Here is a 26,401-nt window from a genome sequence, read left to right as displayed (position 1 = left end):
TATTTAGGGTGGCCTAAAACTATGGAACGAGAGGATCATCTCACTCGGCGACGGATACTGGAGACGGCCGCTGTCGGCTCGTTGGCCGGCCTGGCCGGCTGTTCGGGGCTCTCGGACGTGCTAGGTGGTAACGGCGGCGAGTCCGGCGGGAACGGCGGTGGGAACGGTGCCGGCGGCGCTGGCGACGCTGGCGGCGCTCAGACCGTGGAGGTTCCGTCCCTGACCGCGTTCCGCGGATCGGGCGTGCTCGCGGAGGGCCGACCGGCCCCCGAGGGGACCTCTATTCAGGACCTGCCGGATCTGTCGGGCTCGCTGAACCTCTACATCGGCGGCGGAGAGGGTGGCATCTACTACCAGTTCGTCGAGATGCTCCAGGACATCTACCCCGAGTTCCAGGTGTTCGCGAGCAGCGCGGCCTCGTCGTCGCTCGCCCAGACGGTCGTCGAGGAGGTCGACGCCGGGTCGCCCCAGGCCGACGTCTTCTGGTCCATCGACGCCAGCTCGCTCGGCTTCGTCGCGGACAACGACGCCTACGAGTCGCTTCCCAGCGACGTCGTCGACCCCGTCCCGACGAGCTTCCGTGGCGGTGACAACGCCTGGGTCGGCGTCGCGGGCCGGGCGCGGAGCGTCCCCTACAACACCGATCAGCTGAGCGAAGACGACATCCCCACCAAGGTACAGGAGTTCCCCGAGACCGAGGCGCTGCAGGGGACGATGGGGTGGGCCCCGACCTACGGCGCGTTCAAGTCCTTCGTGACGGCGATGCGGATTCTCAGGGGACCCGAGGCGACTCGGCAGTGGCTGGTCTCGATGCGCGAGGCGGGCGTCGAGCGCTACCCCAACGAGTTCGTCGTCTCCCAGCAGGTGTCGGACGGCGCGCTCGCCGCCGGCTTCGCCAACCACTACTACGCGATGCGGGTGAAAAACCAGCGACCCGACGCGCCGATCGACCTCGCGTTCACCGAGGGCGACGCGGGCGGCCTCGTCAACGTCGCGGGCGCGCTCCGGATCCAGGGCACCGAGAAGGACGAACTGGTGAACAACTTCATCCGCCACCTGCTTTCGGCCGAAGCACAGGAGTTTTTCACGACGGTCAGTTTCGCCTACCCGATGATTCCCGGCGTCGAACCCGTGGGCGGCCTGCCGACCATCGACCAGCTGAACCCGCCGGACATCGACCTCTCGGAACTGTCCGACATCGAGCCGACGCTCGAACTCATGCGTGAGGCCGGCGTGCTTGGATGAGCGTTCGAGCGTGGGTCGCATCGGTCGGTGACCGCATCTCGGGAGACGAGACGACGGCCCTGGGGACCGGCCTGACGCTCCTCGCCGCGGCCATCGCTGCCGCGCTCGTGCTCCCGCTCGGCTGGCTCGTCGTCGACGTGGCGGGCCTCGGGTCGCGCGCGCTCGAACTCACCGTCGCGCCGACGACGCTCCAGGTTCTCGTCCGGACCGTCGGGCTGGTCGCCGTCGTCACCGCCGCGAGCGTCGTCATCGGGGTGTTGCTCGCGATGCTCACCGTCCAGGCCGCGATTCCGTTCCGCCGGTTCTGGACGGTCGTCGCCGCGCTCCCGCTGGCGGTTCCGAGTTACCTCGGCGCGTTCGCCGCCGTCTCGGCGTTCGGTCCGCGCGGCGCGTTCGCCGGCGTGCTCGCCCCGCTGGGCGTCCAGCAGGTGCCGACGATTTACGGGTTCACCGGCGCGGCCATCGTGCTCACGCTGTACACGTATCCGTACGTCTTCCTCACGACGCGAGCCTCGCTGCTCTCGATGGACGCCTCGCTCGTCGAGGCGGCCCGAACGCTCAACGCCGGGCGCTGGGAGGCGTTTCGGCGGGTCACGCTCCCGCAGATCACGCCCGGCGTCGCCGCCGGCGCGCTGCTGGTCGCGCTCTACACGCTCTCGGATTTCGGCACGCCCAACATCATGCGCGTGGAGGTGTTCACCCAGTTCATCTACGCCCGATACAACGCGTTCATGCGGGACTACGCCGCGCTCCTCTCGATCCAGCTGTTTGCCGTGACGACGGTCATCCTCGCCATCGAGTCCCGCATCGGCATCGACGAGTCGGGGGCCTACGCGAGCAGCGGGAACCGCGGCACTGTCGACCTGAGCCTCGGGCGGTGGCGCTACGCCGCGATGCTCGTCCCCGCCGCGGTCGGACTGGCGGCGATCCTGCTCCCGGTCGGCATCTTCGGGACGTGGCTCCTCCGCACCGGCCCCGGCTACGCTACCGGATCGATGGCCTTCTCGTGGTCGTTCGGCTGGAACTCCGTCTACGTGTCGCTGCTGGCGGCCGGCGGCGCGGTGCTCGTGGCGCTCCCCATCGCCTTGCAGTCGGCCGGCTCCGACTCCCGCCTGGCCGCGCTCGCGGACCGCGCGCCGTACATAGGGTACGCGACGCCGGGCATCGTCCTCGCCATCGCGCTCGTGAGCTTCAGCCTCGACGTCCTGCCCCCGCTGTACAAGACGATCCCGCTGCTCGTGTTCGCCTACGTCGTCCGGTTCATGCCCCAGGCCATCGGTGCCATCAGGACGTCGGCGTTGCAGGTGGACCCGCGGCTGGTCGAAGCGGCACGGACCCTCGGCCGGTCGCGGTTCGACGCCTTCCGGTCGATAACGCTGCCGCTCATCCTGCCGGGGGTCGCGACGGGCGCGGCACTCGTCTTTCTCACGACGATGAAGGAACTCCCGGCGACGCTCCTGCTCCGCCCGCTCCGGTTCGACACGCTGGTCACCTACATCTGGCGCGTCCAGGAGGCGGGGCTGTACGGACAGGCGGCCGTGCCCGCGCTCGTCCTGGTCGTCGTCTCCGGCCTCTCGATGGCCGTCATACTGGCCCAGGAAGGCGGCCAGGACACCTGATACCGATATGCGCCGTCGACCGACTCGACTCGCGACGGTCGCGCTCGCCGCCGTCGGTGCGCTCCTCGTCTGGGCGATCTCGACGCAGGTGTTCCCCTATCACTCGCTGAATCACGACGAGGGCGTCTACCTCCAGCAGGCCGCGATGCTCCTCGACGGGCGACTGACCCTCCGCCCGCCGGTCGAGGACGCCCTCCGGCCGTGGTTCTTCGTCGAGGACGGCGACCGCCTCTATCCGAAGTACACGCCCGTCCCCGCCGCGATGTTCGCCGTCGGTCGACTGTTCGGCGGCTATCGGCTCGCGCTCGCCGGCATCGCCGCGGCCAACGTCGCCCTCGTCGTCGGCGTCGCCCGCGAGGCGTTCGATCGGCCGACGGGTCTCCTCGCCGGCGGGTTCCTCCTCGCGTCGCCGCTGTTTCTGATCGACTCGTCGGTCTTTCTCCCGTACGCGCCGACGACGCTGTTGAACCTCCTGTTCGCCTTCGGCTACCTGCGCGCGGACCGCACCGACGACTACCGGTGGGCGGCCGTCGCCGGCGCGGCCGTCGGACTCGCCTTCTTCGCCCGCCCCTACACGGCGGTCCTGTTCGCGCTCCCGTTCATCTGTCACGCGCTCTGGACGCTCGCCGCCGACCGGCGCGCGGCGCTCCCGCGGCAGGCCGTCGTCGCGGCGCTCGGGCTGGCCGGCGTGGGCGTCGCTCTCGCGTACAACGCCGCCGTGACGGGGTCGCCGTGGCGCTTCCCCTACGAGGCGTTCGCACCGCTCGACGGCCTCGGCTTCGGTCAGCGACGGATCCTCGACCACGACGTCCGCTACACGCCCGAGTTGGCCCTGCGCGCGAACCGCGAGGTGGTCGAACTGTTCTTCACGGAGTGGGTCGCGGGCGGCGTCTTCGGTGCCGCGCTCGCGGCCGTCGGCGTCGCCCGGACCGTTCGCGACCGACTGACGCCGCGGACGGCGGCGCTCGCCGGCCTGTTCGTCTCGATACCGGTCGGCAACGTCTACTTCTGGGGGAACTTCAACGTCCTCGGCGACGTCGACCAGGCCGGCGACGGCCTCGTCTCCGTGCTCGGGCCGTACTACCACTTCGACCTGCTCCTCCCGACGGCGGTGTTCGCGGCGGTGGGGGCGCTCTGGGCCGCTCGCGCCGTCCACCGACGCCTCGCCGCCCGTCTCGACCGACGGGTAGCCCGGACGGCGGCCGTCCTCGTCCTCGTCGCGTCCGCGGGCGCGGTGGGCGCGGTCGCGGCCGACGACCTCGATCAGCGCGTCGACGAGAACGCGGCCGTCACGGCGACGTACGAGGACGCCTACGCGCCGTTCGAGGGGGCGTCCCCGCGAACTCGCTCGTTCTGGTCCCGGACCCGTACGGCGACTGGCTCAACCACCCCTTCCAGCCGCTACGCAACGACCCCGGCTTCGACGGCCGGGTCGTCTACGCCCTCGACGACGACCCCTTCGAGGTAGCGGACGCCTTCCCCGACCGGCGACTGTACCGCTACGGTTACCGGGGCGCGTGGGCCCCGTACGAGGGGTCGCCCGACGCGGCCCGCCTCCAGCGCGTTCGTGACGTCTCCGGGTCGAACGTGCGCCTCGACACGGCGCTCGGCGTTCCGGACGGGGCGCTCGGCGTGTCCGTCCGCGTCGCCACCGACGAGGGGAGCGCCTACTACGTCGCCCCGAACGTCTCGGACTCCTCGAGGTCGACCTGACGATTTCGGACGGCCGGATACGGGCGTCGGGCGACGTCCGTCCCGTCGACGAGGGGACGCTCGCCGTCGACGGCCGGGACGTCGTCCGCCTGACCGCGTTCGTCGACTACGGCCCCGCCGGGGGTTCACCTACCGGTTCGACCTCCCGGTGGACGTCGACGACGGCCGGGTGCGCGCGCTGACGCCGCGCGTCGAACGCTGTCGGAACGCCCGCGCCTGCGGCGGTGCAGCGACGCACGTCCCCGAGTCGGCCCCCGACGGCGTCTTCGTCCGGTCCGAGCTGGTCGCGACCGAACCGAACGCCTAAGTTTAGGCCTGCCTAATTCGTCGACGAATGCAGCTAACTCGACGTGACGCACTCGTGGCGCTCGGAGCGGCCGGCGTCGCCGTCGGCGGCGGTGGCGCGGTGCTCCTCTCGGCGGATCGGGACGCGGCCGAAGAGGCGGACGGTCCGCTCGGCGACGCCGCGGCGACGACGCTCGTCGCCGCCGCGGAGGTGCTCTACCCCTCCGCCGTCGAGGACGTCGAGACGTTCGTCACGGAGTACGCCCGGGGGCGGGCGGCCGACCAGCCCGCCCACGCCGCCGGCGTCGCGGACGCGGTCGCCTACCTCGACGACTACGCCCGCGCCTGGCACGACGAGCCGTTCGCCGCGCTCGACCCGTCGCGTCGGCGGGAGGCCTTACACCGCATGGACGCCGACAGCGCCGACCCGGACCCGGAGGGGTCCGACGTCGAACGCGTCCGGTACTACGTCGTCGACGAACTGCTCTTCGCGCTCTACTCCTCGCCGACGGGCGGTGAACTCGTCGGCATCGAGAACCCCCGTGGCTACCCCGGCGGCACCGCGAGCTACCGGCGCGGGCCGACGTCGTAGCCGTCGCGGACGACGGACCGGCTTCGGCGGACGTTTCGGCGAAACCACAGGAACTATGTTATTTTAGGCCAACCTAAAATCCGATGCACCCTCGAATCCACGACGGGGCGGGTGCCGGTCGTCGGCGGCGTGTGTCGTGGTCGCCCTCCGGCGGCGGTGCCGCTCTCCCCGCTTCGACCGGTCGCGCGGGGTGGTCTCCGTGGTCGGCGTGACGCTCGCCGAGATCCGGCGACACGTCGAGTCCCTCGCCTGCGACGACGGGACGTACTACGTCGTCTGCGGGCGGACGGGCGACCGACCCGTCCCGGCCGCCGGCAAGCGCTTTGCGAGTCGGGCGACCGCACGGAGCGCCGCCCGCGCGACCGAACAGTATCGGACGGCGCTCCGGCGATACGACCCGCAGTCGCCGTACTACGACCTGATCGTCTGTCAGACGACGGGGGCCACGACGCCGGCGGCGCGGTCGGAGCGACGGCCGTCGGGAGCGGCGGCCGACACGCTCTCCGATCCCGTCCTCCGCGACGCGAACCCGGGACCCGGACGGCGGCGTCTCGTCGAGTTCTGTCACAGCGTGGCGGCGGCGGTGTTCGAGGCGCTCTCGGACGCCGGCCACGACGCCGTCGAAACGGCCGTCATGGACGCGTATTTCGACCTCGCCGAGAGCGTCGTCGACCCCGACGACCTCTGTCTCTGCCTGCTCGAAAGCATGGCCGAGACGCTCGACGCGCGGTTGACGCCGGTCGAACTGGCCGACCTCCTCGCGGACGCCGCGACGCGAATCGCGCCGGCCGAAGCCGACGACGACCCGGTGTCGGCGACGTTCGCGCACCTCGTGGAACGCGGGCTACTCGGGGAGTTCACGCTGTCGCCGTGGTCGGTCGACCTCGACGGCGGCACCCGGTCGGTCGCCGTTCGGATCTCGGACTACGCGCTGTCACCGCGGCGCGGGCGCCTCCCCGTGTTGCCAATCGTGTTCGATCTGTGTCGGCGACGGCCCGAGTGGCCCCTCTCGTCGCTCCGGGTCGTCGACGCCGACGACGCGTGGCGGATCACGCTCGTCCTCGCGAGGGAGGCCGAACCGGAAACGCCCGCGAGCGTCCCCATCCAGTCTCGCCGATGACCGACTCGTCAGACGCGCACGCGAGCGAGTCCGGGCCGAACGGGCCGCCGTCGGCGCGAAGCGCCGGGCGTTCGAGGCGTTCGTCGACCGCGTCGCGGACCTCCCGGCGACGTCGACACCGCCCGCCTCGACGCCGCCTGCGCGTCGTGTCAACGAGCCGTCCGGGACCAGCTGGTGTGGAGGGCGTGAGACCCCTCTTCGTCGCCTCCCCGGACGCTCCGTTTTCCTCGCAGGGAGAGTTTTAATTGCCGTGGCCGAATGGTCGCTATCGAGGTGAACCACCGGTGATCGAGACGCCCGCGCACGGACCGGCCGTCTCCGGACGCGGAACGCGGCGACGCGGCCGCCTGACGGGACGAGGTGCGCCATGAGCGACCGACGTGACGCGGACGTGGAGTTCCAGATGGGGTCGACCGGCCGTTCGGCTCGAATCGTGGAGGAGCGCTGCTGGACGCCGCCGAGTCGACGTATCCGCCCGACCGGTATCTGGCGTCGGTCCGCGGCGTGACGTTCACCCGACTGCTCGTCGGCGGGTTCCTCGCGCTCGCCGCTCTCGACTACGTCCGCGTCGACATGACGGCGACGCCGGTTCCGTTCAACTACCCGTACTACGTGACCCTCGTCCACCTGCCCGTCGCGTTCGTGATGCTCGAACGCTACTACGACGTCCTCGCGGAGGTCCGGGACGAACTCGTTCATCTCGCCGGCGGGCCGTCGATGGAACGGGCGTACGACCTGGACGTCGACGTCCCCGACCCCGAAGCCGTCGCGACGGCCTACGACGCCGTCCTGAACCGGGCGTTCCATCCGCTTGCCCTCGGTGTCGGGGGCGTCGTCGGCGCTGGCGTGATGTTCGCGCTCGGCGTCCGGGTGTCGCTGTTCGCCGCCTATCCACACACGCTGACGCTCCTCGCGCTCGGGGCCGCCCACGGGCTCTTTCTCGCGCCGTTTCTCGGAACGCTCGTGTTGGCCTCCCGGATGACCAGCTCGTTCATCCAGAACGTCGACAGCCTCGATCCCGACGGCGTCGGCGGGTATCGCCGCATCGGTGACGCGTCGGTGACGCTCGTCGTCTACGGCGTCGTGTTGATGACTTTCGACTTCGTCACGGCGTCCAGCGTCACCTTCGTCCCCGGGCTCGACGCCCGGATCGCAGTGTTCGGGGCGTACGGGGTCGTCCTCGCGGTCATGATCGGCCTCACCCTCCTGACGACCCACCTCATCCGGAGTCGCCTGCTGACGATTCGCGACCGGAAACTCGCGATCATCCGGTGGAACTTCCGGCAGGCAGAACAGGGGTTCTGGACCGCCCACGCCGACGGGGAGTCGACCGACGAAGCGGCCCTGGACGTCGTCGCGATGGCGACGATGTACGACCAGTTGGCCGAGATGAACATGTGGCCGATAAACGTCGCCTCCGCGATCAAGTTGGCCGCGAGCGTCACCACGTCGCTGGTCGTCGTCGGCCTCGACCTCGGGTGGCTCTCGATCCCCGTCTGAGATGGACGCCCGACGGCTCCGCGCGCGACGCTCGTGGGGGTCCCGATGAGCCCCCGCGCCGTCGACCGGCTCCGAACGGCGCTCCGGCGTCGCCTCGCACCGCCGCCGGAGACTTCTCTCGCCGCGTATGCGTGCGTTCGCGGCGCTCGCTTGCTCGGCGAGCTGTCCGACGGCGGGGGCGACACGTCCGTCCCGGGGGTCACGGTCCGGGACCGGACGATCCGCGGCTCCGACGCCGACGTCCCCGTCCGGTGGTACCGCCCGCCGGGGGACGCCGACCGGCGCCCGGTTACGATCTTCCTCCACGGCGGGGGTGGATCACCGGCGGCCTCGACACGAACCAGCGCCTCTGTGCGTCGCTCGCCCGCGAGACCGGGCGCACCGTCGTCGCCGTCGACTACCGACTCGCCCCCGAACACCGGCACCCCGCCGCGCTCCGCGACTGCGAACACGTCCTCGACTGGATCGACGCGAACGGGCCGGCACACGGCCTCGACACCGACTCGGTTCGGCTGTTCGGGGCGAGTGCCGGCGGGACGCTCGCCGCCGCACTGCACAGCGATCCGGCGGCCGCGCCCTCGTTGCCCGTCGAACAGCAGACGCTCGTCTATCCGCCGCTCGATCCGGCGTTCGACGCGCGGCGGCGCTCGGTCGGTCCGCTCCGGCGGGCGTCGCGTCCCCTGATCGAGGCGCTCTGGGACCTCTATCTCCCCCGGACGCCGACCGGACGACGCCGCGAGTGGCTCCCCTCCGTACGACCCGATTCGACGCCGTGCCGCCGACGACGGTGGTCACGTGCGGATTCGACCCGCTCCGCGCCGAGGGGCGGGCGTACGCCCGGGCGCTCGCCGCTGCCGAGGTGCCCGTCGCCCACGTCGACTTCCCCCGCTTCCCCCACGGCGCGCTCACGTTGCTCCCGCGGATCAGTCGAGCGCGGACGGTGGCCGTGCTCCGACGGATTCTCGCCGCGTCGCCGACCGGATAGAAAGTCCCGCACGTGGCAGTACAAACTTACGCGTCGCGGCCCGATCCCCGAACGATGAGCGACACCACGGCCGAAGCGGCCGACGAACTGCGAACAGTCTCCGTCGACGGCGGGCGTCGCGTGTCGTACGCGACGTACGGGGACCCGGACGGCACGCCCGTCGTGTTCCTGCACGGGACGCCCGGCTCGCGCCGGCTGGGCGCGCTGTTCGACGCCGCTGCCGGGCGGAGAGGGGTGTGCCTGGTGGCTCCCGACCGCCCGGGATTCGGCGCGTCGTCGCCCTGGCCGGACCGGGCGCTCGACGACACCGCGGCCTTCCTCGCGCCCGTCCTCGACGACGCCGGCGTCGACGCAGCACCCGTGGTCGGCTTCTCCGGCGGCGGGCCGCACGCTCTCGCGATGGCGGCCGCGGAGCCGACGCGCGTCGACGCCATCTCCCTCGTCGCGAGCGCGGTGCCGCCGTCGGTCGAGTCCGACCCGCCGTGGAGCCGACGGCTGGTCGCGGCGCTCGCCGACCGCACCCCTCGTTTGCTCGGTGTGACCCTCCGATTCCAGGCGGCGATCGCGGCCCGCTCCTCGCCCGCGTTCGTCGCCTCACAGTACACCGCGGACGAGCGCGAGGTGCCGGGCGACGTCGCGGAGACGGTCAAGCGAGATTTCCTCGAAGGATTCGACGCGGGCGCGAGCGGCGCTGTGACCGAGTTCGACCTGCTGTCGACTCCTGGGTCGACCTGCTCGACGACGTCGACTGTCCCGTTTTCCTCCGGCACGGCGACGCCGACGCCACTGTCCCGGTCGACGGCGCACGTCGACTCCACGAGCGACTGGGACGGAGTCGGTTGACCGTCCTCGAGGACGCCGACCACCTGGCGACGCTCCGCCGGAGTCGGGCGGCCGTCCTGGACGCGTACACCGGAGTGTCGGAGACGCCCGCTCCCAGGACTGCGGGTCGACGGCGTTCAGCGCCGCCATCTCGCCGTCGGTCAGCGAGAGTCGCGAAGCGGCGACGTTCGATTCGAGGTGGTCGACGCTCGACGTCCCCGGAATCGGGAGCGTCACGTCCGAGTGGTGGAGGAGCCACGCGAGGGCCACCTGCCGGCGGGTGGCGTCGTGGGCGTCCGCCACCTCCTCGAGGGTGCCGGCGACGCCCTCTTCGTCGACCGTGTACATCGGGCCCCAGGGGATGAATCCGACGTCGTACGCCTCGCAGGCCCGGAGGACGTCCTCGTCGTCGCGGTTGCCGACGTTGTAGCGATTCTGGACCGTCGCGACGTCGACGATCTCCCGCGCCGTCTCCAGCTGTTCGACGGTGACGTTCGAGAGGCCGACGTGACGTATCTGGCCGGCGTCTTTCATCTCGGCGAAGGCGTGGATCGAGTCCTCGAAGTCGACGTCCGGGTCCGGACGGTGGAACTGATAGAGGTCGATGGTGTCGGTCCCGAGTCGGTCGAGGCTACAGAGCACCTGATTGCGGAGGTAGTCCGGATCGCCGTGGGGGAGCCAGTCGCCGTCGCGGTTGCGGAGCAGGCCGGCCTTCGAGGCGACGACGGCGTCGTCGCCGCCGAGTTCCTCGCCGAGGAGGCGTTCGCTGACGCCCGGCCCGTAGGAGTCGGCGGTGTCGACGAAGTCGATGCCGAGGTCGACGGCCCGGCGGACGACGGCCCTGGCCGCTCGCTCGTCCGCCGGCGGCCCGATGATGTCCTCGCCGGTCAGCCGCATCGCTCCGAAGCCGAGTCGGTGGACCGTCAGGTCGCCGCCGACGTCGAACGTGTCGCTCTCGTTTCCGTCAGTCATCGTCCGCCGTTGGTGGCTCCAGTCACTAAACTCCCCGAACCGACTCCCGACGTCGGTCGCGCTCCTCCCGGTCGGCGTCGGTCGCTCGGAGCGTTCGGATCGCTCGGGCCGTCCGCTGACCGTCGACGGCGGTCCCGGAAGCGCGCTCGGGACGCGTTCGGATTCGTGCCGACGCTCCCGCGGCACGTCGCTGTCGGCCGTGTCGCCGCAAAACCGCAGACGCTCACAGTGACGCGTGAACACGCCTCATTCCGGCGGGGTTCACTGGATACGGCATTTTTAATACCCTCCGTAGAATCACTTCGAACGACCCTTATGAGCACTGAGCGACATTACGAGCGAGAGTTCGTTCGCACGTTCTTCACGTCGCCGACCGCGGTGGAAGGCGAAGACGACTCGGCCAAGATGATTCGGAGCGCCGCCCAACTCGAAGGCATGCGCGCGCCGGACGTCTGGGTACCGGACAACGAGGATGCGACGGCCCCGAACATGCGCGACGAGGGCGCACAGAACATCATCGACGTCGTCGCCGAATACGGCGCTGACTTCCCCGGCGAGATCCACCCGCGCATCGAGTGGTTCCGCGAGGACCCTCGACACGCTATCAGGGATTCCAGTACATGATGGAGATCGCCGACCCCGACAACGGCGCTGTCGACCACATCGACGGCTTCGTCATCCCGGAAGTCGGCGACATCGACGACTGGAAGAAGGCCGACGAGTTCATCACCATCATCGAAGACGAACACGGTCTCGAAGAGGAAGCCTCTCGATGTCGGTCATCATCGAGAGCGGCGAGGCCGAGCTCGCGATGGGCGACCTGCGCGAGGAGATGGGCAAGCCGTCGAACAACCTCGAACGCCTGTTCATGCTGGTCGACGGCGAAGTCGACTACACGAAGGACATGCGCGCCATGACGCTGACGATCCGACTCGCTTGCCGGGGCAAGACGACGACCGCGGCCAGAATCGACGCTACGGTCGCCCACCTGCCGAGTTCCGTCTGGGGGACGATGTCGCCGAATCCGACGGTGGAGAGCGTCACGACGGTGTAGTAGAACGCGTCGCCGAACGTCGTCACCTCGGGGTTTGTCGCGTGTTCGGCGCTGTAAAACAGGCCGGCGGACGCGGACAGCAACACCAGAACCGTCAACAGCAGTTTCATCGCCCGGAGCGTGTTGTCCGAGACGGTACCGAAGAAAAACGTCGCGTCCTGCGTGAAGCGGTAGAACCGGAGGACGCGCACGATGCGGACCACGCGAAGGAAGCCGACGTTCAACGCCGCGACCGGCGTCGGGAGGACGACCACCAGCACCGTCGGGAGGATCGCGATCAGGTCGACCAGCGTGTAGCCGTTCAGAAACTCCGCCGTCCTGTCGCGCGCTCCATACAGGCGTAACACGTACTCGACGAGGAACACGGCGGCGATGCCGACTTCGAGATTCCACAGCAGGGGCCGGTATTTCGCCGCGGCCGGGTACGTCTCGACGACGAAGATGGCGACGAACACCAGATTCAACGCCAGCAGCGCGACGTCGATGCTCTTGCCGAGTATCGTTCGATGGTCCAGCAGATAGAACTGGATCTGCTCCCGAAAGTTCCCTTCGTCCGGAACGGACGCCTCGCTCTCCATACCGGGCGTTGTGGGCGGGCGCTTATAGAACTGCGAGGCGAAACACTGGGATTTCGCCGCCGGGGCGCTCCGGCGGACGACGCGAGAATGGAACGCTCGTGAACGTGGACCGATCGAAACGAACTGTCGGGCCGATCCGCTGGTGGACCGAGACGCCGGTAGCGACGGCCGACGGAGCGGGCCAACGGGTTCTCCCGCCGCAGCGATCCTGGATGGTGTTTGATCCCATAAACCACGTTATATTCAAACTATAACCAATATATTATCCATTTTTCGGATAGATAGTAACATACTTGGGAATCGATCCGACTCTGATTGGATATGGAAGGCAAGAGTCAGAGTAGCACACACGGGGAGGAGTTCTCACGGGTCCTCTCGAAGAAGGACATCTTCGTCCTCGCGTTCGGCGCGATGGTCGGGTGGGGATGGATTATCCAGTCGGGGTACTGGATCGACGAAGGAGGCGTCACGGGGTCGATTCTGGCGTTCGTCCTCGGCGGCTCGATGGTCGCCGTCGTCGGCCTCGTCTACGGCGAACTCGCGTCGGCGATGCCGTTCGTCGGCGGCGAACACGTCTACAGCATGCGGGCGCTCGGTCCCCTCGGATCGTTCGTCTGTACGTGGTCGCTCATTCTCGGGTACGTCGGCGTCGTCGTCTTCGAGGTGGTCGCCCTCCCGTCCGCACTCGCGTACATCGTCCCGAATTTCAACGCGATTCCGCTCTACACCGTCGCCGGTGAGACCGTCTACGGGACGTGGGTCCTCGTCGGCGGCACCGGCGCGATCGTGATGACTTACCTGAACTATCGCGGCGTGCGCCCCGCGGCGCAGTTCCAGTCGATCCTGACGCTCGTCATCTCGCTCGCGGGCGTGACGCTCGCCATCGGTGCCGTCGCGAACGGGCAGGCACCGCAGACGCCGCCGTTCGCCGGCGCGGGCATGGCCGGCGTCTTCACCGTCGCCATCATGACGCCGTTCATGTTCGTCGGATTCGACGTCATCCCGCAGGCGGCCGGTGAGGCCGACGTGTCGCCGAAGTTCCTCGGCCTCTTCATCGCCGTCTCGGTGTCGGTCGCGGCCGCCTTCTACATCCTCGTCATCTGGGCCTCCGGGCAGGCGATGCCCGGCCCCGCCCTCGTCGAGAGCCCGCTTCCGGCCGCCGCCGCCATGGAAGCGCTGTTCGACAGCGCGCTCGTCGGCCGAATCATGGCGCTCGCCGGTCTCGCCGGCATCATGACGAGCTGGAACGCGTTCATGCTCGGCGCGAGCCGCGCCACCTACGCGCTCGCCGAATCCGGGATGTTGCCGTCGTCGCTGGCGGCGGTCCACCCCGAGTACGAGACGCCCTCCGTCGCGCTCGGCCTCATCGGTGGGCTGTCGATGTTCTCCCCGCTGTTCGGCGAGCAGATGCTCGTCTGGATCGTCAACGCGGGCGGCCTCGGCATCGTCGTCGCGTGGGTGCTCGTCGTCGTCTCGTTTTTCGTGTTGCGCTACCGCGAACCCGAGATGGACCGCCCGCTCGAACTCCCCTTCGGCTACGGCGTCGGTGCCGTCGCCCTCGGGCTGACGCTGTTTTTCGTCACGCTCTACCTGCCCGGGTCGGCGTCCGCGCTCTCGTGGCCGTTCGAGTGGGGGATCGTCCTCGTGTGGGTCGTCCTCGGCGCGGGGATGTACGCCTGCTCCGACGGTGAGGTGTCCGATAACGCCGCCACGCCGGAATCCGGCCCCGAACTGCTGGACGACCAGCGCGGCCCGCGCTCGGTGCGAAAATTTTTCAGCCGCCTGGAGCTAGCGGTAGCCGTGGATTCCCCGTTCGACGTGCTCCGGATCGACCCGACCGCGGATGAAGAGGAGATAGAGCAGGCGTATCGGCGACGCGTGCTCGAGACCCATCCCGACCGGGGCGGCTCCACGAGCGAATTTCAGCTGGTCAGGACGGCGTACGAGGACGTCGTCTCCGGGCGATACGGCGACCCGGACGCCGGCGGCAACGGCGTCGAAGAGCCCCCGGAGCGGACGGATCCGAAAGTCGAGTATCTCAACTACGAGGCCCTCGACGACTTCGGGTGGAGCCTCGACGACGACGACCTGTTCGAGAAGGCGTCCGCGGCCGACCTCGACGCGGAGGACTACGGCCGATTCCTCGTCGAACCGAACGAGACGCTCCTCCAGGCCGCCGAGAACCGCGGATTCAAGTGGCCCTACGCCTGTCGCGGCGGTGCCTGTGCCAACTGCGCCGTCGCCATCTGCGGCGGCGAGATGTCCATGCCCGGCGACCACATCCTCCCCGCGGAGCTGACCGACCGCGGGATTCGGCTCTCCTGTGGCGGCACGCCGACGACCGAGGAGTTGCAGGTGGTCTACAACGTGAAGTCGCTGCCGAACCTCGACGAACTCCGGTTGCCACCTCACCCGTTCGAACTGGCGCACGGGCGCGGCTGAACGCGGCCGGCCGAGCGAAGGGATTTGGGTGCCGCCCTCGAACGGATCGGTATGGACGACTTCCACCTGCCGGCGGCGACGCGCGTGGGACGCGTCGCCCTCCGCGTCAACTCGCTCGACGACGTCCTCCCGTTCTACCGCGACGTCCTCGGCCTCGACGTCCGCCGCGACGGCACGACGGCCCGTCTGCTCGCCGGCGACGACGCGCTGCTCGTCCTCTCGGAGGACGACGACGCCCCCGCGCGGTCCCCCGACGAAGCGGGGCTGTTCCACCTCGCGATTCGCGTCCCCGACCGCGCCGCCCTGGCCGACGCCCTCGGACGCGCCCGCGCCGCCGACGAGTCGCTCACGGGGGCGTCCGACCACCTCGTGAGCGAGGCGCTCTACTTCCGCGATCCGGAGAACAACGGCGTCGAAGTGTACCGGGACCGGCCGCGTTCGGCGTGGCCGTGGACCGACGACGGCGTCGCGATGGCGACGCGCCCGCTCGACCTCGACGATCTCGCGGCCGCCGGCGACGGCGAGGCGCTCCCGCCGGCGACGGACCTGGGTCACGTCCACCTCGAAGTGACCGACCTCTCGCGTGCCGAAGCGTTCTACGCCGACGCGCTCGGCCTGAACGTCCGCGCCCGCTACGGCGACGAGGCCACTTTCCTTGCGGCCGGAGACTACCACCACCACGTCGGCCTCAACACGTGGAACGACCGCCGCGCGCCCGCTTCGAGGAGTCGGGGACTCGCGTGGTTCGAGCTCGTCGTCCCCGACGGCGAAACGCTGTCGACGGTCCGTCGCCGTCTCGACGACCGCGGCCACGACGTCGACTCAACGGACGGGGCGGCCGACCCCGACGGCATCCGCGTCAGATTCGTCGTCGAATAAGCCGTCCGCGGGTCCGCTTCGGAGCGGCCGGGGTTGGCGTTGCGGGACTGCGGTTCCCGACGTCTGCTGTACCGGGTGCACTCCGACGCTGGCGAACGCGGCCAATCGTCCGACAGCGATCGTCGGTCTCGTGGCCGATCCCGTCGAAGAGTCGGCCGGCTCTTCTCCCGGAGTTCACGCTGTCGAGACGTGGCTAATCGCCCGACTCCGGCACAGTCACACGCGCGTTCGACGGTCGTCTGACTCACCTATTTGTGGTGGCCCGCCGTCGCTTCCCCCATGGATGACGGACAACTGGACACGGTAACTATCGAGCTGTCGGACGAGACGCTCGACGCAGTCGACGACGTCGCCTTCACCGAACACCGGGGCCACCGGGACGCCGCGATTCGCAACCTCCTCGACGAGTGGCTGAAGCGACGCGACGAGTGACGCGTCGGCACTGACACGGACCGACTCGGCCCCGTGCTCCGCCATCACCGTCTGAACGATAGCACAACTGTTCGTCGATGCAAGAGTCTCCGATCGGCTGCGCCGGGCGTCGGCGTCGCTCTCGGCCGGTTCGTGCCGGGCGTCGCTGACGCGGTGACGTGGAACGGGACGTGTCCCCCATCGCCGCCGGCCTGTTCGTGACGATCTACCCCCCGTGGCCGAAATCGACTACGGGCGGATCCCCCGCGTGACCCTCACGGGAAACCGCTTCCCGAGGTGCGGGCCCTGCGCGACGGGATCGAACGCCGCGTCGCCGCCCTCTTCGACGAACTGGAGCGGAACGGATAGCGCCTCGCCGCTTCCGACAGGTCCTTACTACCCCTCGCGGAAGTCCGGTCCATGTTCGGGGCCCTCCGTGACGCCCTCGGTCGCTTCGACACCGTCGCGGTCGTCGTCTCGTCGGCCGCCGCGGGTCTCGTCGTCCCCGGGGCGGGACGGCTCTCGCCGCTCGTCACCCCGCTCGTGGTCGTCCTCGTCTACGGCTCGTTCCGTGGCGCTCGCTTCGACGCCGACGCCCGTCGCGGCTTCGGCCGACTCCTCGGCTGCGTCCTCGCCGTCGCGTTCGTCCTCGCGCCCCTCGTCGCGGCGACGTCGGCCCGGTATTTAGTCCCCGACGCGGCCCGCCTCGGCGTCCTCGTCGCCGCCGCCGCCCCGACGACTGCCGGGTCCGCCATCGTCTGGACGCGCCTCGACGACGGCGACGTGCAAGGCGTCACGTTCGCCGCCGTCCTCACGATGGCGCTCTCGCCGCTGGCGACGCCGGCCGTCCTCACGCAACTCGTCGGCACGGCGGCGAACCTCGACGTCCTGCCGGTGTTGCGCGACCTCGCGGTCATCCTCGCCGGCGGCGCGGCGCTCTCGCGCGTCGTCCCCGAACGCCTGGTGACGGACGCCCACGTCGACGCCCTCTCCCGAATCACCGTCTCCCTCCTCGTCTTCGTCAGCGTCGGCGCGGTGGACCCCGGTAGCGTCGCCCTCGCCGTCCTCCTCGGCACCGCCCTCGTCGCCGTGGTGATGACGGGTGTGGTGTTCGGTGGCGCGCGCGCAGTCGGTCCCGTCCTCGGCCTCGACGCCGGCGAGGTGGCCGCGCTCTCGTTCGGCGGCGGGATGAAGAACCTCGGTATCGCGTTGCTCGTCGCCGACTCGCTCGACGCCGGCGGCGCGGCCGTCGTCGTGACGACGTTCTACGTCACCCAGCAGGTGATCGCCGGCGTCGCCGCCTCGTGGTAAGCGGCGGCCACACGCCGCCGCGGTCGCGTCACGGCGTGACGACGAGTTTCCCGATCGTCTCGCGCTCCTGCATCGCGGCGAACGCCGCCGCCGTCGACTCCAGCGGATAGGTCTCGTCGACCTCGGGGGTCAGGTCGCCCGCCTCGACCAGCGAGACGAGTCGTTCGAGATCCGCCTGGGTGCCCATCGTGCTCCCGATCACGCGCTTGTGGCCGAGAAAGAGGTCCGGGACGTCGATCTCGGAGCGAGCGCCGGCCGTCCGTCCGCAGACGACCATCCGTCCGCCGCGGCGCAGGAGAGAGAGGCCGAGGTCCGTGTAGGGGCCGCCGAGATGGTTGATCACGGCGTCCGGCGTGCCGACGTCGCTCACCGCGTCCCGGAGGTCGTCGGGGTCGGAGCCGAGAACCGCGTGGTCGGCCCCGAGTTCCGCGACGCGGTCGAGTTTCGACGCCGACGAGGAGGTAGCGACGGTCCGAGCCCCGAGGACGGCGGCGAGCTGGACGGCCGCGACGCCGACGCCGCCCGTCGCGCCGGGGACGAACACCAGATCGCCCGCCGACACCGCCGCCCGGCGGAGCATGTGGTAGGCGGTCACGTACGCCGTGGGGAGGGCGGCGGCCGTCGTCGTGCCCACGGAATCGGGCAGCGAGACGAGGCGGGCGGCGTCGACGACGGCGGCGTCCGCGAGGCCGCCGTGGTAGAGCGAGAACGACTCACAGAGGTTCTCCGGCCCCTCCCGACAGAAGCGACAGGTGCCGCAGGTCTCGTTCGGACAGAGGAGGACCCGGTCGCCGGGGGCGACGTCGGTCACGCCGTCGCCGACGGCGTCAACGACGCCCGCGACGTCGAGGCCGGTGACGAAGGGCAGGTCGTCGGTTTCGACCATCGCCGAGTCGCCTTCCAGAATCCAGAGGTCGTGGCGGTTGATGGCGCAGGCCTCGACGTCGATCCGGACATCGCCGCGCCCCGGTTCCGGCGTCGGTCGGTCGACTATCTCCACTCCGTCCGGTCCCGTCAGGTCGGTGAACGCTGCGGCGCGCATGGGGCGGGGTTCGACAGGGGGGACCAAAGGTTCGGGGAGTATCCTCCGGCGTACCGGACGGAACGTTTATTCATACTGGCGTAACTCTGACAGCTAATGGCCGCCGAGAATCGACAACGAGAGGTTCAGCGGAGCAACGCCGAGGCGTGTCCGGTCGTCAACTCGATGCGAGTCATCGGCGAGACGTGGCGGCTGAACGTACTCTACGCCCTCCGCGACGGCGAGATGCGGTTCAACGAGTTGAAGCGCGCGACGAACGCCCGGTCACGGACGCTCTCACAGACGCTGGAGACGCTGATGGACCACGGCCTCGTCGAGCGACGGTCCGAGGAGGCCGCCCCTATCGCCGTCTACTACAGTCTCACGGAGAAGGGCGCGGCGCTCGGCCCCGTCTTCGACGACCTCGAAGCGTGGGCGGACGAGTGGCTCGACGCGGAGTGGCCGTAGTCGCCTCCGCAGGAGCGAACGCCACGGCCGAGCCGATTCTCGATTTCGGGTGCGCGTACCGGCTACGTGACCTGTCTCCCCGTCGCCGTCGGCGTCGTTACCGCGTTGCTCCTGCGGGGAACGGTTTCGGGCGTCGTGTAAACGTCGAGAGGGAGTCAGTCGTCGGCCGGGGCTTCGGGAGATGTGGCGTCGGCGGTCGGATACTCGTCGACACCGGCGTATTCGACCAGGTCGCGCCCGAGTTCGGCGACGCGGTCGGCGATGTCGGCGTCGCGGAACTCGCCGTTCTCGAACTGTTCGTAGGCGCTCGGGACGACGACCTGACGGGGGAGAGTCCACGCCCGGAGCGTCCGGCAGACAGCACGGAGATGTTCGACTGCCGGCGTCGGAAAGTCCCCGCCGGCGACGGCGAGCAGGCCAACCGTCTTCCCCTCGAACTCCTCGGTGCGGCAGTAGTCGAGGGCCGTCTTGAGCGTCGAGGAGTACGACCCGTGGTACATCGGCGTCCCGAGGACGATCGCGTCGGCCGACGCCACCGTCTCCCGGAGTTCGGGCGCGTCGCCGGCGTCGCGGGCGTCCGGGTCGAACGTCGGCAGGTCCCACTCGCGGACGTCGACCAGCGTCGTCTCCACGCCGCGTTCGCGGGCGCTGTCGAGAACGCGTTCGAGCGAGGTGCGAGTCGTGCTGTCGTCGGCGCTGCTTCCACAGATTGCGACGACGTGCGTTCGGTCAGTCATGGAGGGTTCGTTCTAAGCCACGCCCCACAGATATATAAGGAATTGGATAGGTCGAGTACATCAGGTTACCTGCGGTATACCGGGCGTGTTACAGGATTTCAAGCCCAGCGCTCGAAACGCCGGGTTCGGATTTATCAAGAGCATCAGATTGTATATGGGAGCACCGTAGCAGAAAGCGGACCGCGAGCCACTGGACCGGAACGACTTTTCGCCTCACTCGCCCAGCACGCCCATGGAAGTACGCGAGATTGCGGAGTTGCGCCCGGCGGAGCGTTCGGCACTGTTCGACCGGGACGCCGGCGTCGAAGCGGTCCGGGGCGACGTCCGCGACATCGTCTCACGAGTCCGCGAGGAGGGCGACGCCGCAGTGCGCGAGTTCTGCCGCGAGTTCGACGGCGTGGAGGTCGGGAGCTTCGACCTGACCGACGAGGCCGAACGCGCCCACGCGGCCCTCGACGACGACGTGCGCGACGCCATCGAGACGGCGGCGGCGAACGTCCGGGAGTTCCACGAACGACAGCTGCCCGACGACTGGCGGGACACGTTCGACGGACGCGAACTCGGCCGTCGCTTCCGCCCGCTCGACCGGGTGGGCGTCTACGTCCCCGGCGGGGCCGCCGCCTATCCGTCGAGCGCGCTGATGGGCGTCGTCCCCGCGGCGGTGGCGGGAGTCGAACACGTCTCGGTGGCGACGCCGCCGGCCGAACAGCTGAATCCGGTGACGCTCGCGGCGATCCACGAGGCGGGCGCGGATACGGTCCACAGCGTCGGCGGCGCGCAGGCCATCGCCGCCCTCGCCTACGGCACCGAGTCCATCGACCGCGTCCAGAAGGTCGTCGGCCCCGGCAACCGCTGGGTGACGGCCGCCAAGGCCGAGGTGCGCGGCGACGTCGAGATAGATTTCCTCGCCGGCCCGAGCGAGATTCTCGTCCTCGCGGACGAGACGGCCGACCCCGAACTCGTCGCCGCCGACCTGGTCGCCCAGGCGGAACACGACGAACACGCCTCGGTCGTGGCGGTGACCGACGACGCCGGCCTGGCGGCGGCCGTCGCTGACGCGGCCGATCGTCAGGCCGCCGACCGCGACCGGGCCGACACGATCGAGGCCGCCTTCGACAACGACGCCAGCGGCGTCCTCCTCGCGCGGTCGATGCCGGAGGCGGTCCTGTTCGCCGAGGAGTACGCCGCCGAACACCTCTCGATCCAGGCCGACGACGACGAGGCCCTGCTGGAGCGCATCTCGAACGCCGGCAGCGTCTTTCTGGGGCCCTACACGCCCGTCGCCGCCGGCGATTACGCCTCCGGGACGAACCACGTCCTCCCGACGAACGGCGGCGCGAAACTGTACGGCGGCCTCTCGGTCGATACGTTCCTCCGATCGACGACCGTCCAGCGACTCGACCGGGACGCCCTGAGCGGCCTCGCCGACACGATCACGACGCTCGCCGAGGCCGAAGGATTGGAGGCCCACGCCGAGAGCGTCCGCCGGCGGTTCGACGGGTAGTCGGTGATCAGCGCCCCCGACGAGCAACCCGTTCCGGTTACGCTCCGTCGCCACAGTTAACAGGCTTCGAGCGCTATCCGTAGCTATGAGTACCGACACCGCCGACGGGGGCGACGCCGACGCCACCGTCTCCGTCACTCCCGACGCGGCAGCGCAAGCCCTCTCGCTGCTCGAAAGCGAAGACATGGACACCGACGTGGCCGGCCTTCGCCTGTTCGTCCAGCAGGGGGTGTGCCGGCCTCTCCTACGGCATGCGTTTCGACGACGAACCCGAAGAGGACGACACCGTCGTCGAACGCCACGGCCTGCGCGTGTTCGTCGACCCCGCGAGCGCCAACTACATCGGCGGGAGTACGCTCGATTACGAGAGCGGCCTGCAGGCGGAGGGGTTCCACGTCGAGAACCCGAACGTCGTCAGCGAGTGTGGCTGTGGCGAGTCGTTCCGGACGTAGCGCAATTCACATAGGCCGCCGCCGCGACCGAGGAGGTATGGAACTCGAAACGCACACGACGCCGGACGGCGACGCCGTCTTCGTCGACCGAACCGAGGCGGACCGCGGATCGAAGGGCCCGTTTTTCGCCGTCTACCGCTCCGAGACCCGCGGGGAACGCTGGGGCTACTTCTGTGGCAACTGCGAGGGGTTCGACACGGCCATGGACACGATGGCGCGCATCGAGTGCAACGACTGCGGGAACGTCCGCAAACCCGAAGAGTGGGACGCCGCCCACGAGTAGCGTCGCCGTTCCCCGGCGTGCGTCCCGTCGACTCCGAATCCGGCGTGACGTCCATTAGCGGTGCCGCTTTTACCGTCCGGCCGCGTTCGGTGCCCCGATGGCACACGAGACGCGAGTCGCCGACCTTTCCGACGTCCCGAACGACGGATCCTACCTGTTCACCGTCGAGGATTCGGACGGGAACGAGCACGAGGTGATTCTGGTCCCGTGCGACGCGGGCGTCGAAGCGTGGGTGAACGTCTGCCCCCACGAGAGCCAGCGCTTCGACCGGGGCTCGGGAGCCGCGCTCCGCGAGGGCGAGATAATCTGTCCGCGACACGGGTCGATGTTCGACGCGTGTGCGGGCGATTGCGACAACGGCCCGGCGTCGGGGTCCTCGCTCACGCCGGTCGACGTCGACGTCGCTGACGGCACCGTCTTCCTGACCGACGACGACTACACGTATCTCCACGGCGGCGGTATCGACGCCGCCGACGACGGCCCGAGTTCGACGTCACACCTCTCGTTTTGATGCGTCCCTCGCGGCGAGCGGCCCCTCGGAGCCGCCGAACGCGTTACCGGCTCCGATTGCTAGCGGTTGTCGTGGCAACACTTATCAGCCGAGATGCCGTACGTGCGACCACATGGCCCCTGTTACCATGCCACCCGTCGAAGAGGCACGGTCGATTTTCCGCAGCCTCGGATACTCCGTTTCGGGGAACGGCTCCGAACTTCGGGCCGAACGAAAGTGGCGAACCGTCCACGTAACCGCGCTCGACGCGGACGAGGCGACGGCGAATCCCGTTCGCCCGGATGGTGGGAGTACGGACGACCTCGGCCTCCGCTGTTTCGTCACGTGGAGAGGCTATACAGGGAGTCTCACCGACCGACTTCGACGCCTCGACCCGCCCTACGAGTGGGCCGTCATCGGCGTCGAAGACGCCGACCGTTACGAAGTCGTCAACCGGAGCGAAACCGTCGCCTGACGGCCGATCGATGTTCGGTTTCGCACTCCTTCTGGCGAGTAGCGTCGTCGAGACCGCGCTGGTGGGCTTTCTCGACCGACTGGCCGCCGCCCTCCCGAACCTCATCTCCGGGTTCGTCTTCCTCGGCGTGGCCGCCGTCGTCGTCGGGATACTGCTCCGCCTGGTCCGGTTCGGCCTCGCGCGGACGCTGAAACGCGAGTCGCTCGTCTACCGGCAGTTCGTGACGACGATCGTCGCCGTCTTCCTCTGGTTCGGCGTCGCCCTCTCCTTTCTCTCCATCGTCGGACTCGACGGCATCGCCGCGTCGCTCGGCACCGCGGCGGGCTTTCTGGCCCTGGGCGTCGCCTACGCCACCTCCGACATGATCGCCGACGCCGTCGCCGGCATCTACCTCCTTCGCGATCCGGACTTCGCGGCGGGCGACACCGTCGTGGTGGGGAGCATGGAGGGCGTCGTCCGGTCCATCGAACTCCGGAAGACCCGCTTCGAGGTGGACGGCGACACCGTCGTCCGCGCCAACGCCGACATCGAAGGGGAGTGGACCAAACGCGCGGGTGACGAACGGTAACACGGCTGACGAGGGTTTATTGACGCGGGCGTCGTAGTCGGAGTAGAATGTTCGTCGGCCACGCCCTCTTCGCGTTCGCTTTGGTGGCCACGGTCGCCGCCTGGCGAGGGTGGGCGTCGTCCCGCGCCCTCGTCGTCGGCGCTGTCGCCGGCGCGTTCGCGGCCGTCCCCGACGTCGACATGGCCTACGCGCTCGTCGGTCTCGTGGGCGCACACGGCGGTCCGCTCGCTCTCGCGTCCTCGTTCTGGTCGGCCGGGAGCGTCGTCCACCGCACCGTGACCCACTCGGTCGTCGTCGCTCCCGTCGTCGCCGTCGCCGTCGGCCTCTGGGTGGCGTCGGGTCGACGGGACGGCCGCCACCGGTCGGTCGCCGCGGGGTCGCTGCTCGCCCTCACGGGTCTCGTCGCCGTCGCCGCCGTCGAGAGCGGCGTCCTCGGGGGGCGATGATGGCGCTGTTCGGCGTCGCCGCCCTCGTCGTCGCCGAGGCGGTCCGCCAGCGGACGGCGATCGCCCCGCGATACGCCTTCGCGGCGGCGCTTATCGGACTCGTCTCACACCCGTTCGGCGACCTCTTCACCGGGACGCCGCCGGCGATGCTCTACCCCGTCGACGTCTCGCTGGTCGCCCACCGCCTCCCCTCGCGCCGGATCCGACGCTCCACCTCCTCGCCGCCTTCGGCGTGGAACTCGCCGTGGTGTGGAGCGCCGTCGCCGTCTTCTGCTCGCTCGTCGGCCTCCGGCCGTCGTTCGAACCGCGCGCGACGCTCGGTGCGGGCTACGCCGCGAGCGTCTTTCTCATCCCCGCGCCGACGCTCGATCTCTCGTACCCCTTCGTGTTCAGCGTCCTCGCCGTCGGATCGCTCGGCGTCCTCCCACGGCTTCGCCTCCGGTCGTCGTCGCCGGTCGCCGTCCCCGACCGGACGACCGCTCTCGTGACCGGGCTCGCCGCCGTCACCGTCGCGTGGACGGCGTACGGCGTCGCGTATCTCCTCTTCTGATTTCCCGAAACGCTTTGCACCGGGAACCCCTACGGCTGTCGAGAGGATGTCGAGACTCACCGACGTGGTCGAGCGCCGCCGCCTCAACGCGGCACTCGGTTGGCTGTTCGTCGTATTTCTCTGGACGATGACCGTCACGAACGCGCTTGACGGCCGGTTTCTCTGGGCCGGCTTCGCCGCGGCGGTGGCGTTGCTGGCGATGCTTCCCGCGCTGGCGTACCGCCGGCTGCTGGCCATGTTGCCGTGGGAGGTGCTCGCGCTCGCGTCGCTCCCCGTCGTCGGACAGGCGCTGTTCGTCGGCCGGTCTCTCGGCGGCGTGACGCTCACCGGGCGCATCACCAACTACCTCGCCGTCGCCGCCATCGCGCTCATCGTCGCCGTCGAACTCGACGTGTTCACGCCCGTCCAGATGAACTACTCCTTCGCCGTCCTGTTCGTCGTCGTCACGACGATGGCCACGGCGGGACTCGTCGCCCTCGCACAGTGGGGCGCGGACGTGACCCTCGGCACGACGTTCATGCTCGACGACCGATCGGAGGCGGCCATCGAACGGGCGCTGATGTGGGACTTCGTCGCCGCGACGGTGGCGGGGCTGTTCGCGGGCGTCCTCTTCGAGTACTACTTCCGGCGGCGGACGGACGCGGCGACTCGGGTCCCCGAACTGGCGGGTGAGAGCAAATGAGGATTCGCGACCGGATCGGCCTGAGTGCCGCGCGACAGCGCCAACTCACCCGCGTGATGCAGGTGATCCTCGTCGGGTTGATCTTCATCGGCCTCGACAGACGCAACTTCGGCATCGTCGTCAACGCGTCGATCGCCCTCGGCGTCACCTACCTGCCGGCGGTGCTCGAACGCGACTACCACATCCCGATGGACGCCGGCCTCACGCTCTGGATCACGACGGCCGTCTTCCTGCACGCCCTCGGGACGGTCGGCATCCCCGGGACGGAGCGGAGTTTCTACACGACCGTCTGGTGGTGGGACCACCTGACGCACACGCTCTCGTCGTCGATCGTCGCGGCGGCGGGCTACGCCACCGCTCGCGCCATCGAGGCCCACACCGACGCCGTCTCGCTCCCGCCGCGGTTCATGTTCGTGTTCATCCTCCTGTTCGTCCTCGCGTTCGGCGTCTTCTGGGAGGTGATCGAGTTCGCCGTGAGCGAACTCGCGGCCCTCGCCGGCACCGGGAGCGTCCTCACCCAGTACGGTCTCTCCGACACGATGTTCGATCTGTTGTTCGACGCCCTCGGCGGCCTCGTCGTCGCCGTCTGGGGGACGGCTCACCTGACGGACGTCGTCGGTGCGCTCTCGGCCCGTCTGGACGGCACCGACGCCTGATCACGCGCCCGCGGTCCGACTGTCGACGGCGTACGCGAGCGAGAGCAGGACGAACGTGACGGCGAGCGACGCAGCGTAGCCGAACCCCGGCACGCCGGCGAACGGCGGGACGCCCAGCGCGGCGAGGCCCGTCACGACGCTTCCCACGACGGCGACGCCCAGATACCGCTTCCACCACGGACGCGAGGACGTCGGGCCGTCGAGCAGCGAGAGACAGGACGTCGCACAGTCCCTGAGTTCCAGCGTTCCCGCGCGGCGGTCGTAGTCGACGACGCCCCACTCCGCGAGCTTCGGGAGGTGGATCTGGTAGAGCGCGGTCTGGACGCGCTTTCGCTGCTTGTAGGTCACGGCGGCGACCGGACAGTCGTTCTCCCAGGCGGCCATCTGCTCGCTCAACTCCCGGAGTTTCACCTCCCCGTTCGCGCCCCGGAGATATCTGAGGACGTTCCGTCGCCGCCGATTCCGGAGCAACGAGAACAGCGCGTCCGGGGAGAGCGACGTCGACTCCGCGTCGTCGGCGTCGTCTCCCATCTATCGCCGG

General features: G+C 69.6%; 23 protein-coding genes and 7 pseudogenes. 25 read left to right on the top strand and 5 right to left on the bottom strand.

Features of this window, described 5'->3' with window-relative positions; translation table 11 throughout:
* Positions 1-21 precede the first annotated feature (21 nt).
* From ACFQJD_RS14015 to ACFQJD_RS13975, 9 genes and pseudogenes are all read left to right on the top strand, one after another.
* On the top strand, positions 22-1,245 hold the full coding sequence (locus ACFQJD_RS14015) for an extracellular solute-binding protein (RefSeq protein WP_379799033.1): 1,224 nt from the start codon (positions 22-24) through the stop codon (positions 1,243-1,245).
* Positions 1,242-2,864 (top strand): ABC transporter permease, encoded by a 1,623-nt coding sequence (locus ACFQJD_RS14010; protein WP_379799030.1) that lies wholly within the window; start codon positions 1,242-1,244, stop codon positions 2,862-2,864. Before ACFQJD_RS14015 ends, ACFQJD_RS14010 begins: the two co-directional genes overlap by 4 nt.
* A 7-nt stretch (positions 2,865-2,871) precedes the next feature.
* A pseudogene (locus ACFQJD_RS14005) lies at positions 2,872-4,884 on the top strand (glycosyltransferase family 39 protein).
* 27 nt (positions 4,885-4,911) lie between these two features.
* Positions 4,912-5,454: a gluconate 2-dehydrogenase subunit 3 family protein gene (locus ACFQJD_RS14000; protein WP_379799028.1), complete on the top strand. Its 543-nt coding sequence runs from the start codon at positions 4,912-4,914 to the stop codon at positions 5,452-5,454.
* A gap of 190 nt (positions 5,455-5,644) precedes the next feature.
* The gene (locus tag ACFQJD_RS13995) at positions 5,645-6,574 is read left to right on the top strand and encodes a DUF7551 domain-containing protein (RefSeq protein ID WP_379799026.1); all 930 of its coding nucleotides are present in this window, start codon (positions 5,645-5,647) and stop codon (positions 6,572-6,574) included.
* A gap of 367 nt (positions 6,575-6,941) precedes the next feature.
* The gene (locus ACFQJD_RS13990) at positions 6,942-7,082 is read left to right on the top strand and encodes a hypothetical protein (protein ID WP_379799024.1); all 141 of its coding nucleotides are present in this window, start codon (positions 6,942-6,944) and stop codon (positions 7,080-7,082) included.
* Entirely contained in the window at positions 7,079-8,074 is a 996-nt protein-coding gene (locus ACFQJD_RS13985; protein WP_379799022.1) for a hypothetical protein, read from the top strand. Before ACFQJD_RS13990 ends, ACFQJD_RS13985 begins: the two co-directional genes overlap by 4 nt.
* A pseudogene (locus ACFQJD_RS13980) lies at positions 7,972-9,059 on the top strand (alpha/beta hydrolase fold domain-containing protein). Before ACFQJD_RS13985 ends, ACFQJD_RS13980 begins: the two are co-directional and overlap by 103 nt.
* A gap of 54 nt (positions 9,060-9,113) precedes the next feature.
* On the top strand, positions 9,114-9,902 hold the full coding sequence (locus ACFQJD_RS13975) for an alpha/beta fold hydrolase (protein ID WP_379799019.1): 789 nt from the start codon (positions 9,114-9,116) through the stop codon (positions 9,900-9,902).
* A gap of 99 nt (positions 9,903-10,001) precedes the next feature.
* Here the strand turns inward: ACFQJD_RS13975 and ACFQJD_RS13970 are convergent.
* Positions 10,002-10,853: pseudogene (locus tag ACFQJD_RS13970) on the bottom strand (aldo/keto reductase); the annotation flags it as partial.
* A gap of 315 nt (positions 10,854-11,168) precedes the next feature.
* Here ACFQJD_RS13970 and ACFQJD_RS13965 point away from each other — a divergent pair.
* Positions 11,169-11,778: pseudogene (locus ACFQJD_RS13965) on the top strand (malate synthase); the annotation flags it as partial.
* Here ACFQJD_RS13965 and ACFQJD_RS13960 read toward each other — a convergent pair.
* Entirely contained in the window at positions 11,745-12,485 is a 741-nt protein-coding gene (locus ACFQJD_RS13960; protein ID WP_379799017.1) for a potassium channel family protein, read from the bottom strand. The pseudogene ACFQJD_RS13965 and the gene ACFQJD_RS13960 sit on opposite strands and share 34 nt — an antisense overlap.
* A gap of 321 nt (positions 12,486-12,806) precedes the next feature.
* On the opposite strand from ACFQJD_RS13960, the pseudogene ACFQJD_RS13955 reads away from it, so the two are divergent.
* The 5 genes and pseudogenes from ACFQJD_RS13955 to ACFQJD_RS13935 form a co-directional block, all read left to right on the top strand.
* Positions 12,807-14,174: pseudogene (locus tag ACFQJD_RS13955) on the top strand (APC family permease); the annotation flags it as partial.
* A 111-nt stretch (positions 14,175-14,285) separates the two neighbouring features.
* Entirely contained in the window at positions 14,286-14,927 is a 642-nt protein-coding gene (gene fer, locus ACFQJD_RS13950; protein ID WP_379800527.1) for a ferredoxin Fer, read from the top strand.
* A gap of 51 nt (positions 14,928-14,978) precedes the next feature.
* On the top strand, positions 14,979-15,806 hold the full coding sequence (locus tag ACFQJD_RS13945; protein WP_379799014.1) for a VOC family protein: 828 nt from the start codon (positions 14,979-14,981) through the stop codon (positions 15,804-15,806).
* A 279-nt stretch (positions 15,807-16,085) separates the two neighbouring features.
* Positions 16,086-16,238 carry a ribbon-helix-helix protein, CopG family gene (locus ACFQJD_RS13940; RefSeq protein ID WP_379799012.1) on the top strand — a complete coding sequence of 51 codons (153 nt, stop codon included), beginning with the start codon at positions 16,086-16,088 and terminating at the stop codon, positions 16,236-16,238.
* Between the two features lie 399 nt (positions 16,239-16,637).
* Positions 16,638-17,528, top strand: coding sequence for a bile acid:sodium symporter family protein (locus ACFQJD_RS13935; RefSeq protein ID WP_379799011.1), 891 nt, complete (start codon positions 16,638-16,640; stop codon positions 17,526-17,528).
* 28 nt (positions 17,529-17,556) lie between these two features.
* Here ACFQJD_RS13935 and ACFQJD_RS13930 read toward each other — a convergent pair whose 3' ends face one another.
* Positions 17,557-18,570, bottom strand: a complete 1,014-nt coding sequence (locus tag ACFQJD_RS13930; protein ID WP_379799009.1) for an alcohol dehydrogenase catalytic domain-containing protein — start codon at positions 18,568-18,570, stop codon at positions 17,557-17,559.
* A gap of 96 nt (positions 18,571-18,666) precedes the next feature.
* Between ACFQJD_RS13930 and ACFQJD_RS13925 the strand changes: the two genes are divergently transcribed.
* Positions 18,667-19,017 (top strand): winged helix-turn-helix transcriptional regulator, encoded by a 351-nt coding sequence (locus tag ACFQJD_RS13925; protein ID WP_379799007.1) that lies wholly within the window; start codon positions 18,667-18,669, stop codon positions 19,015-19,017.
* Positions 19,018-19,172: 155 nt separating this feature from the next.
* Here the strand turns inward: ACFQJD_RS13925 and ACFQJD_RS13920 are convergent, their stop codons facing one another.
* Positions 19,173-19,754, bottom strand: a complete 582-nt coding sequence (locus ACFQJD_RS13920) for an NADPH-dependent FMN reductase (protein WP_379799005.1) — start codon at positions 19,752-19,754, stop codon at positions 19,173-19,175.
* Positions 19,755-19,986: 232 nt separating this feature from the next.
* Here ACFQJD_RS13920 and hisD point away from each other — a divergent pair, with 232 nt between their 5' ends.
* The 9 genes and pseudogenes from hisD to ACFQJD_RS13875 all read left to right on the top strand — a co-directional run bounded on the left by hisD (position 19,987) and on the right by ACFQJD_RS13875 (position 25,860).
* The gene (gene hisD, locus ACFQJD_RS13915) at positions 19,987-21,258 is read left to right on the top strand and encodes a histidinol dehydrogenase (protein WP_379799003.1); all 1,272 of its coding nucleotides are present in this window, start codon (positions 19,987-19,989) and stop codon (positions 21,256-21,258) included.
* Positions 21,259-21,343: 85 nt separating this feature from the next.
* Positions 21,344-21,710 (top strand): annotated as a pseudogene (locus ACFQJD_RS13910) (HesB/IscA family protein).
* Positions 21,711-21,747: 37 nt separating this feature from the next.
* Positions 21,748-21,993, top strand: coding sequence for a DUF5816 domain-containing protein (locus ACFQJD_RS13905; protein ID WP_379799001.1), 246 nt, complete (start codon positions 21,748-21,750; stop codon positions 21,991-21,993).
* 97 nt (positions 21,994-22,090) lie between these two features.
* The gene (locus ACFQJD_RS13900; protein ID WP_379798999.1) at positions 22,091-22,504 is read left to right on the top strand and encodes a Rieske (2Fe-2S) protein; all 414 of its coding nucleotides are present in this window, start codon (positions 22,091-22,093) and stop codon (positions 22,502-22,504) included.
* A 127-nt stretch (positions 22,505-22,631) separates the two neighbouring features.
* Positions 22,632-22,958 (top strand): DUF7116 family protein, encoded by a 327-nt coding sequence (locus tag ACFQJD_RS13895; protein ID WP_379798997.1) that lies wholly within the window; start codon positions 22,632-22,634, stop codon positions 22,956-22,958.
* A 10-nt stretch (positions 22,959-22,968) separates the two neighbouring features.
* Positions 22,969-23,526 carry a mechanosensitive ion channel domain-containing protein gene (locus tag ACFQJD_RS13890; protein ID WP_379798995.1) on the top strand — a complete coding sequence of 186 codons (558 nt, stop codon included), beginning with the start codon at positions 22,969-22,971 and terminating at the stop codon, positions 23,524-23,526.
* Between the two features lie 47 nt (positions 23,527-23,573).
* Positions 23,574-24,522: pseudogene (locus ACFQJD_RS13885) on the top strand (metal-dependent hydrolase).
* A 46-nt stretch (positions 24,523-24,568) separates the two neighbouring features.
* Positions 24,569-25,204, top strand: a complete 636-nt coding sequence (locus tag ACFQJD_RS13880; RefSeq protein WP_379798993.1) for a hypothetical protein — start codon at positions 24,569-24,571, stop codon at positions 25,202-25,204.
* Complete coding sequence (locus ACFQJD_RS13875) at positions 25,201-25,860, top strand: hypothetical protein (protein WP_379798991.1); 660 nt, start codon at positions 25,201-25,203, stop codon at positions 25,858-25,860. The genes ACFQJD_RS13880 and ACFQJD_RS13875 overlap by 4 nt, the downstream gene beginning before the upstream one ends.
* Here the strand turns inward: ACFQJD_RS13875 and ACFQJD_RS13870 are convergent, their stop codons facing one another.
* Positions 25,861-26,391 (bottom strand): DUF7344 domain-containing protein, encoded by a 531-nt coding sequence (locus ACFQJD_RS13870; RefSeq protein WP_379798989.1) that lies wholly within the window; start codon positions 26,389-26,391, stop codon positions 25,861-25,863.
* Between the last annotated feature and the right edge of the window lie 10 nt (positions 26,392-26,401).

This window comes from Haloplanus sp. GCM10025708 (genome assembly GCF_042663985.1).
In the GTDB taxonomy this organism is placed as follows: domain Archaea; phylum Halobacteriota; class Halobacteria; order Halobacteriales; family Haloferacaceae; genus Salinirarus; species Salinirarus marinus.
Note: the sequence above shows the minus strand (reverse complement) of the source record. Positions and strands in the feature narration are given on the sequence as shown.

Coding starts and splice junctions, on each gene's coding strand:
- ACFQJD_RS14015 (WP_379799033.1), top strand. CDS start 22: ATGGAACGAGAGGATCATCTCACTCGGCGACGGATACTGGAGACGGCC.
- ACFQJD_RS14010 (WP_379799030.1), top strand. CDS start 1,242: ATGAGCGTTCGAGCGTGGGTCGCATCGGTCGGTGACCGCATCTCGGGA.
- ACFQJD_RS14000 (WP_379799028.1), top strand. CDS start 4,912: ATGCAGCTAACTCGACGTGACGCACTCGTGGCGCTCGGAGCGGCCGGC.
- ACFQJD_RS13990 (WP_379799024.1), top strand. CDS start 6,942: ATGAGCGACCGACGTGACGCGGACGTGGAGTTCCAGATGGGGTCGACC.
- ACFQJD_RS13975 (WP_379799019.1), top strand. CDS start 9,114: ATGAGCGACACCACGGCCGAAGCGGCCGACGAACTGCGAACAGTCTCC.
- ACFQJD_RS13960 (WP_379799017.1), bottom strand. CDS start 12,485: ATGGAGAGCGAGGCGTCCGTTCCGGACGAAGGGAACTTTCGGGAGCAG.
- ACFQJD_RS13945 (WP_379799014.1), top strand. CDS start 14,979: ATGGACGACTTCCACCTGCCGGCGGCGACGCGCGTGGGACGCGTCGCC.
- ACFQJD_RS13940 (WP_379799012.1), top strand. CDS start 16,086: ATGGATGACGGACAACTGGACACGGTAACTATCGAGCTGTCGGACGAG.
- ACFQJD_RS13935 (WP_379799011.1), top strand. CDS start 16,638: ATGTTCGGGGCCCTCCGTGACGCCCTCGGTCGCTTCGACACCGTCGCG.
- ACFQJD_RS13930 (WP_379799009.1), bottom strand. CDS start 18,570: ATGCGCGCCGCAGCGTTCACCGACCTGACGGGACCGGACGGAGTGGAG.
- ACFQJD_RS13925 (WP_379799007.1), top strand. CDS start 18,667: ATGGCCGCCGAGAATCGACAACGAGAGGTTCAGCGGAGCAACGCCGAG.
- ACFQJD_RS13920 (WP_379799005.1), bottom strand. CDS start 19,754: ATGACTGACCGAACGCACGTCGTCGCAATCTGTGGAAGCAGCGCCGAC.
- hisD (WP_379799003.1), top strand. CDS start 19,987: ATGGAAGTACGCGAGATTGCGGAGTTGCGCCCGGCGGAGCGTTCGGCA.
- ACFQJD_RS13905 (WP_379799001.1), top strand. CDS start 21,748: ATGGAACTCGAAACGCACACGACGCCGGACGGCGACGCCGTCTTCGTC.
- ACFQJD_RS13900 (WP_379798999.1), top strand. CDS start 22,091: ATGGCACACGAGACGCGAGTCGCCGACCTTTCCGACGTCCCGAACGAC.
- ACFQJD_RS13895 (WP_379798997.1), top strand. CDS start 22,632: ATGCCACCCGTCGAAGAGGCACGGTCGATTTTCCGCAGCCTCGGATAC.
- ACFQJD_RS13890 (WP_379798995.1), top strand. CDS start 22,969: ATGTTCGGTTTCGCACTCCTTCTGGCGAGTAGCGTCGTCGAGACCGCG.
- ACFQJD_RS13880 (WP_379798993.1), top strand. CDS start 24,569: ATGTCGAGACTCACCGACGTGGTCGAGCGCCGCCGCCTCAACGCGGCA.
- ACFQJD_RS13875 (WP_379798991.1), top strand. CDS start 25,201: ATGAGGATTCGCGACCGGATCGGCCTGAGTGCCGCGCGACAGCGCCAA.
- ACFQJD_RS13870 (WP_379798989.1), bottom strand. CDS start 26,391: ATGGGAGACGACGCCGACGACGCGGAGTCGACGTCGCTCTCCCCGGAC.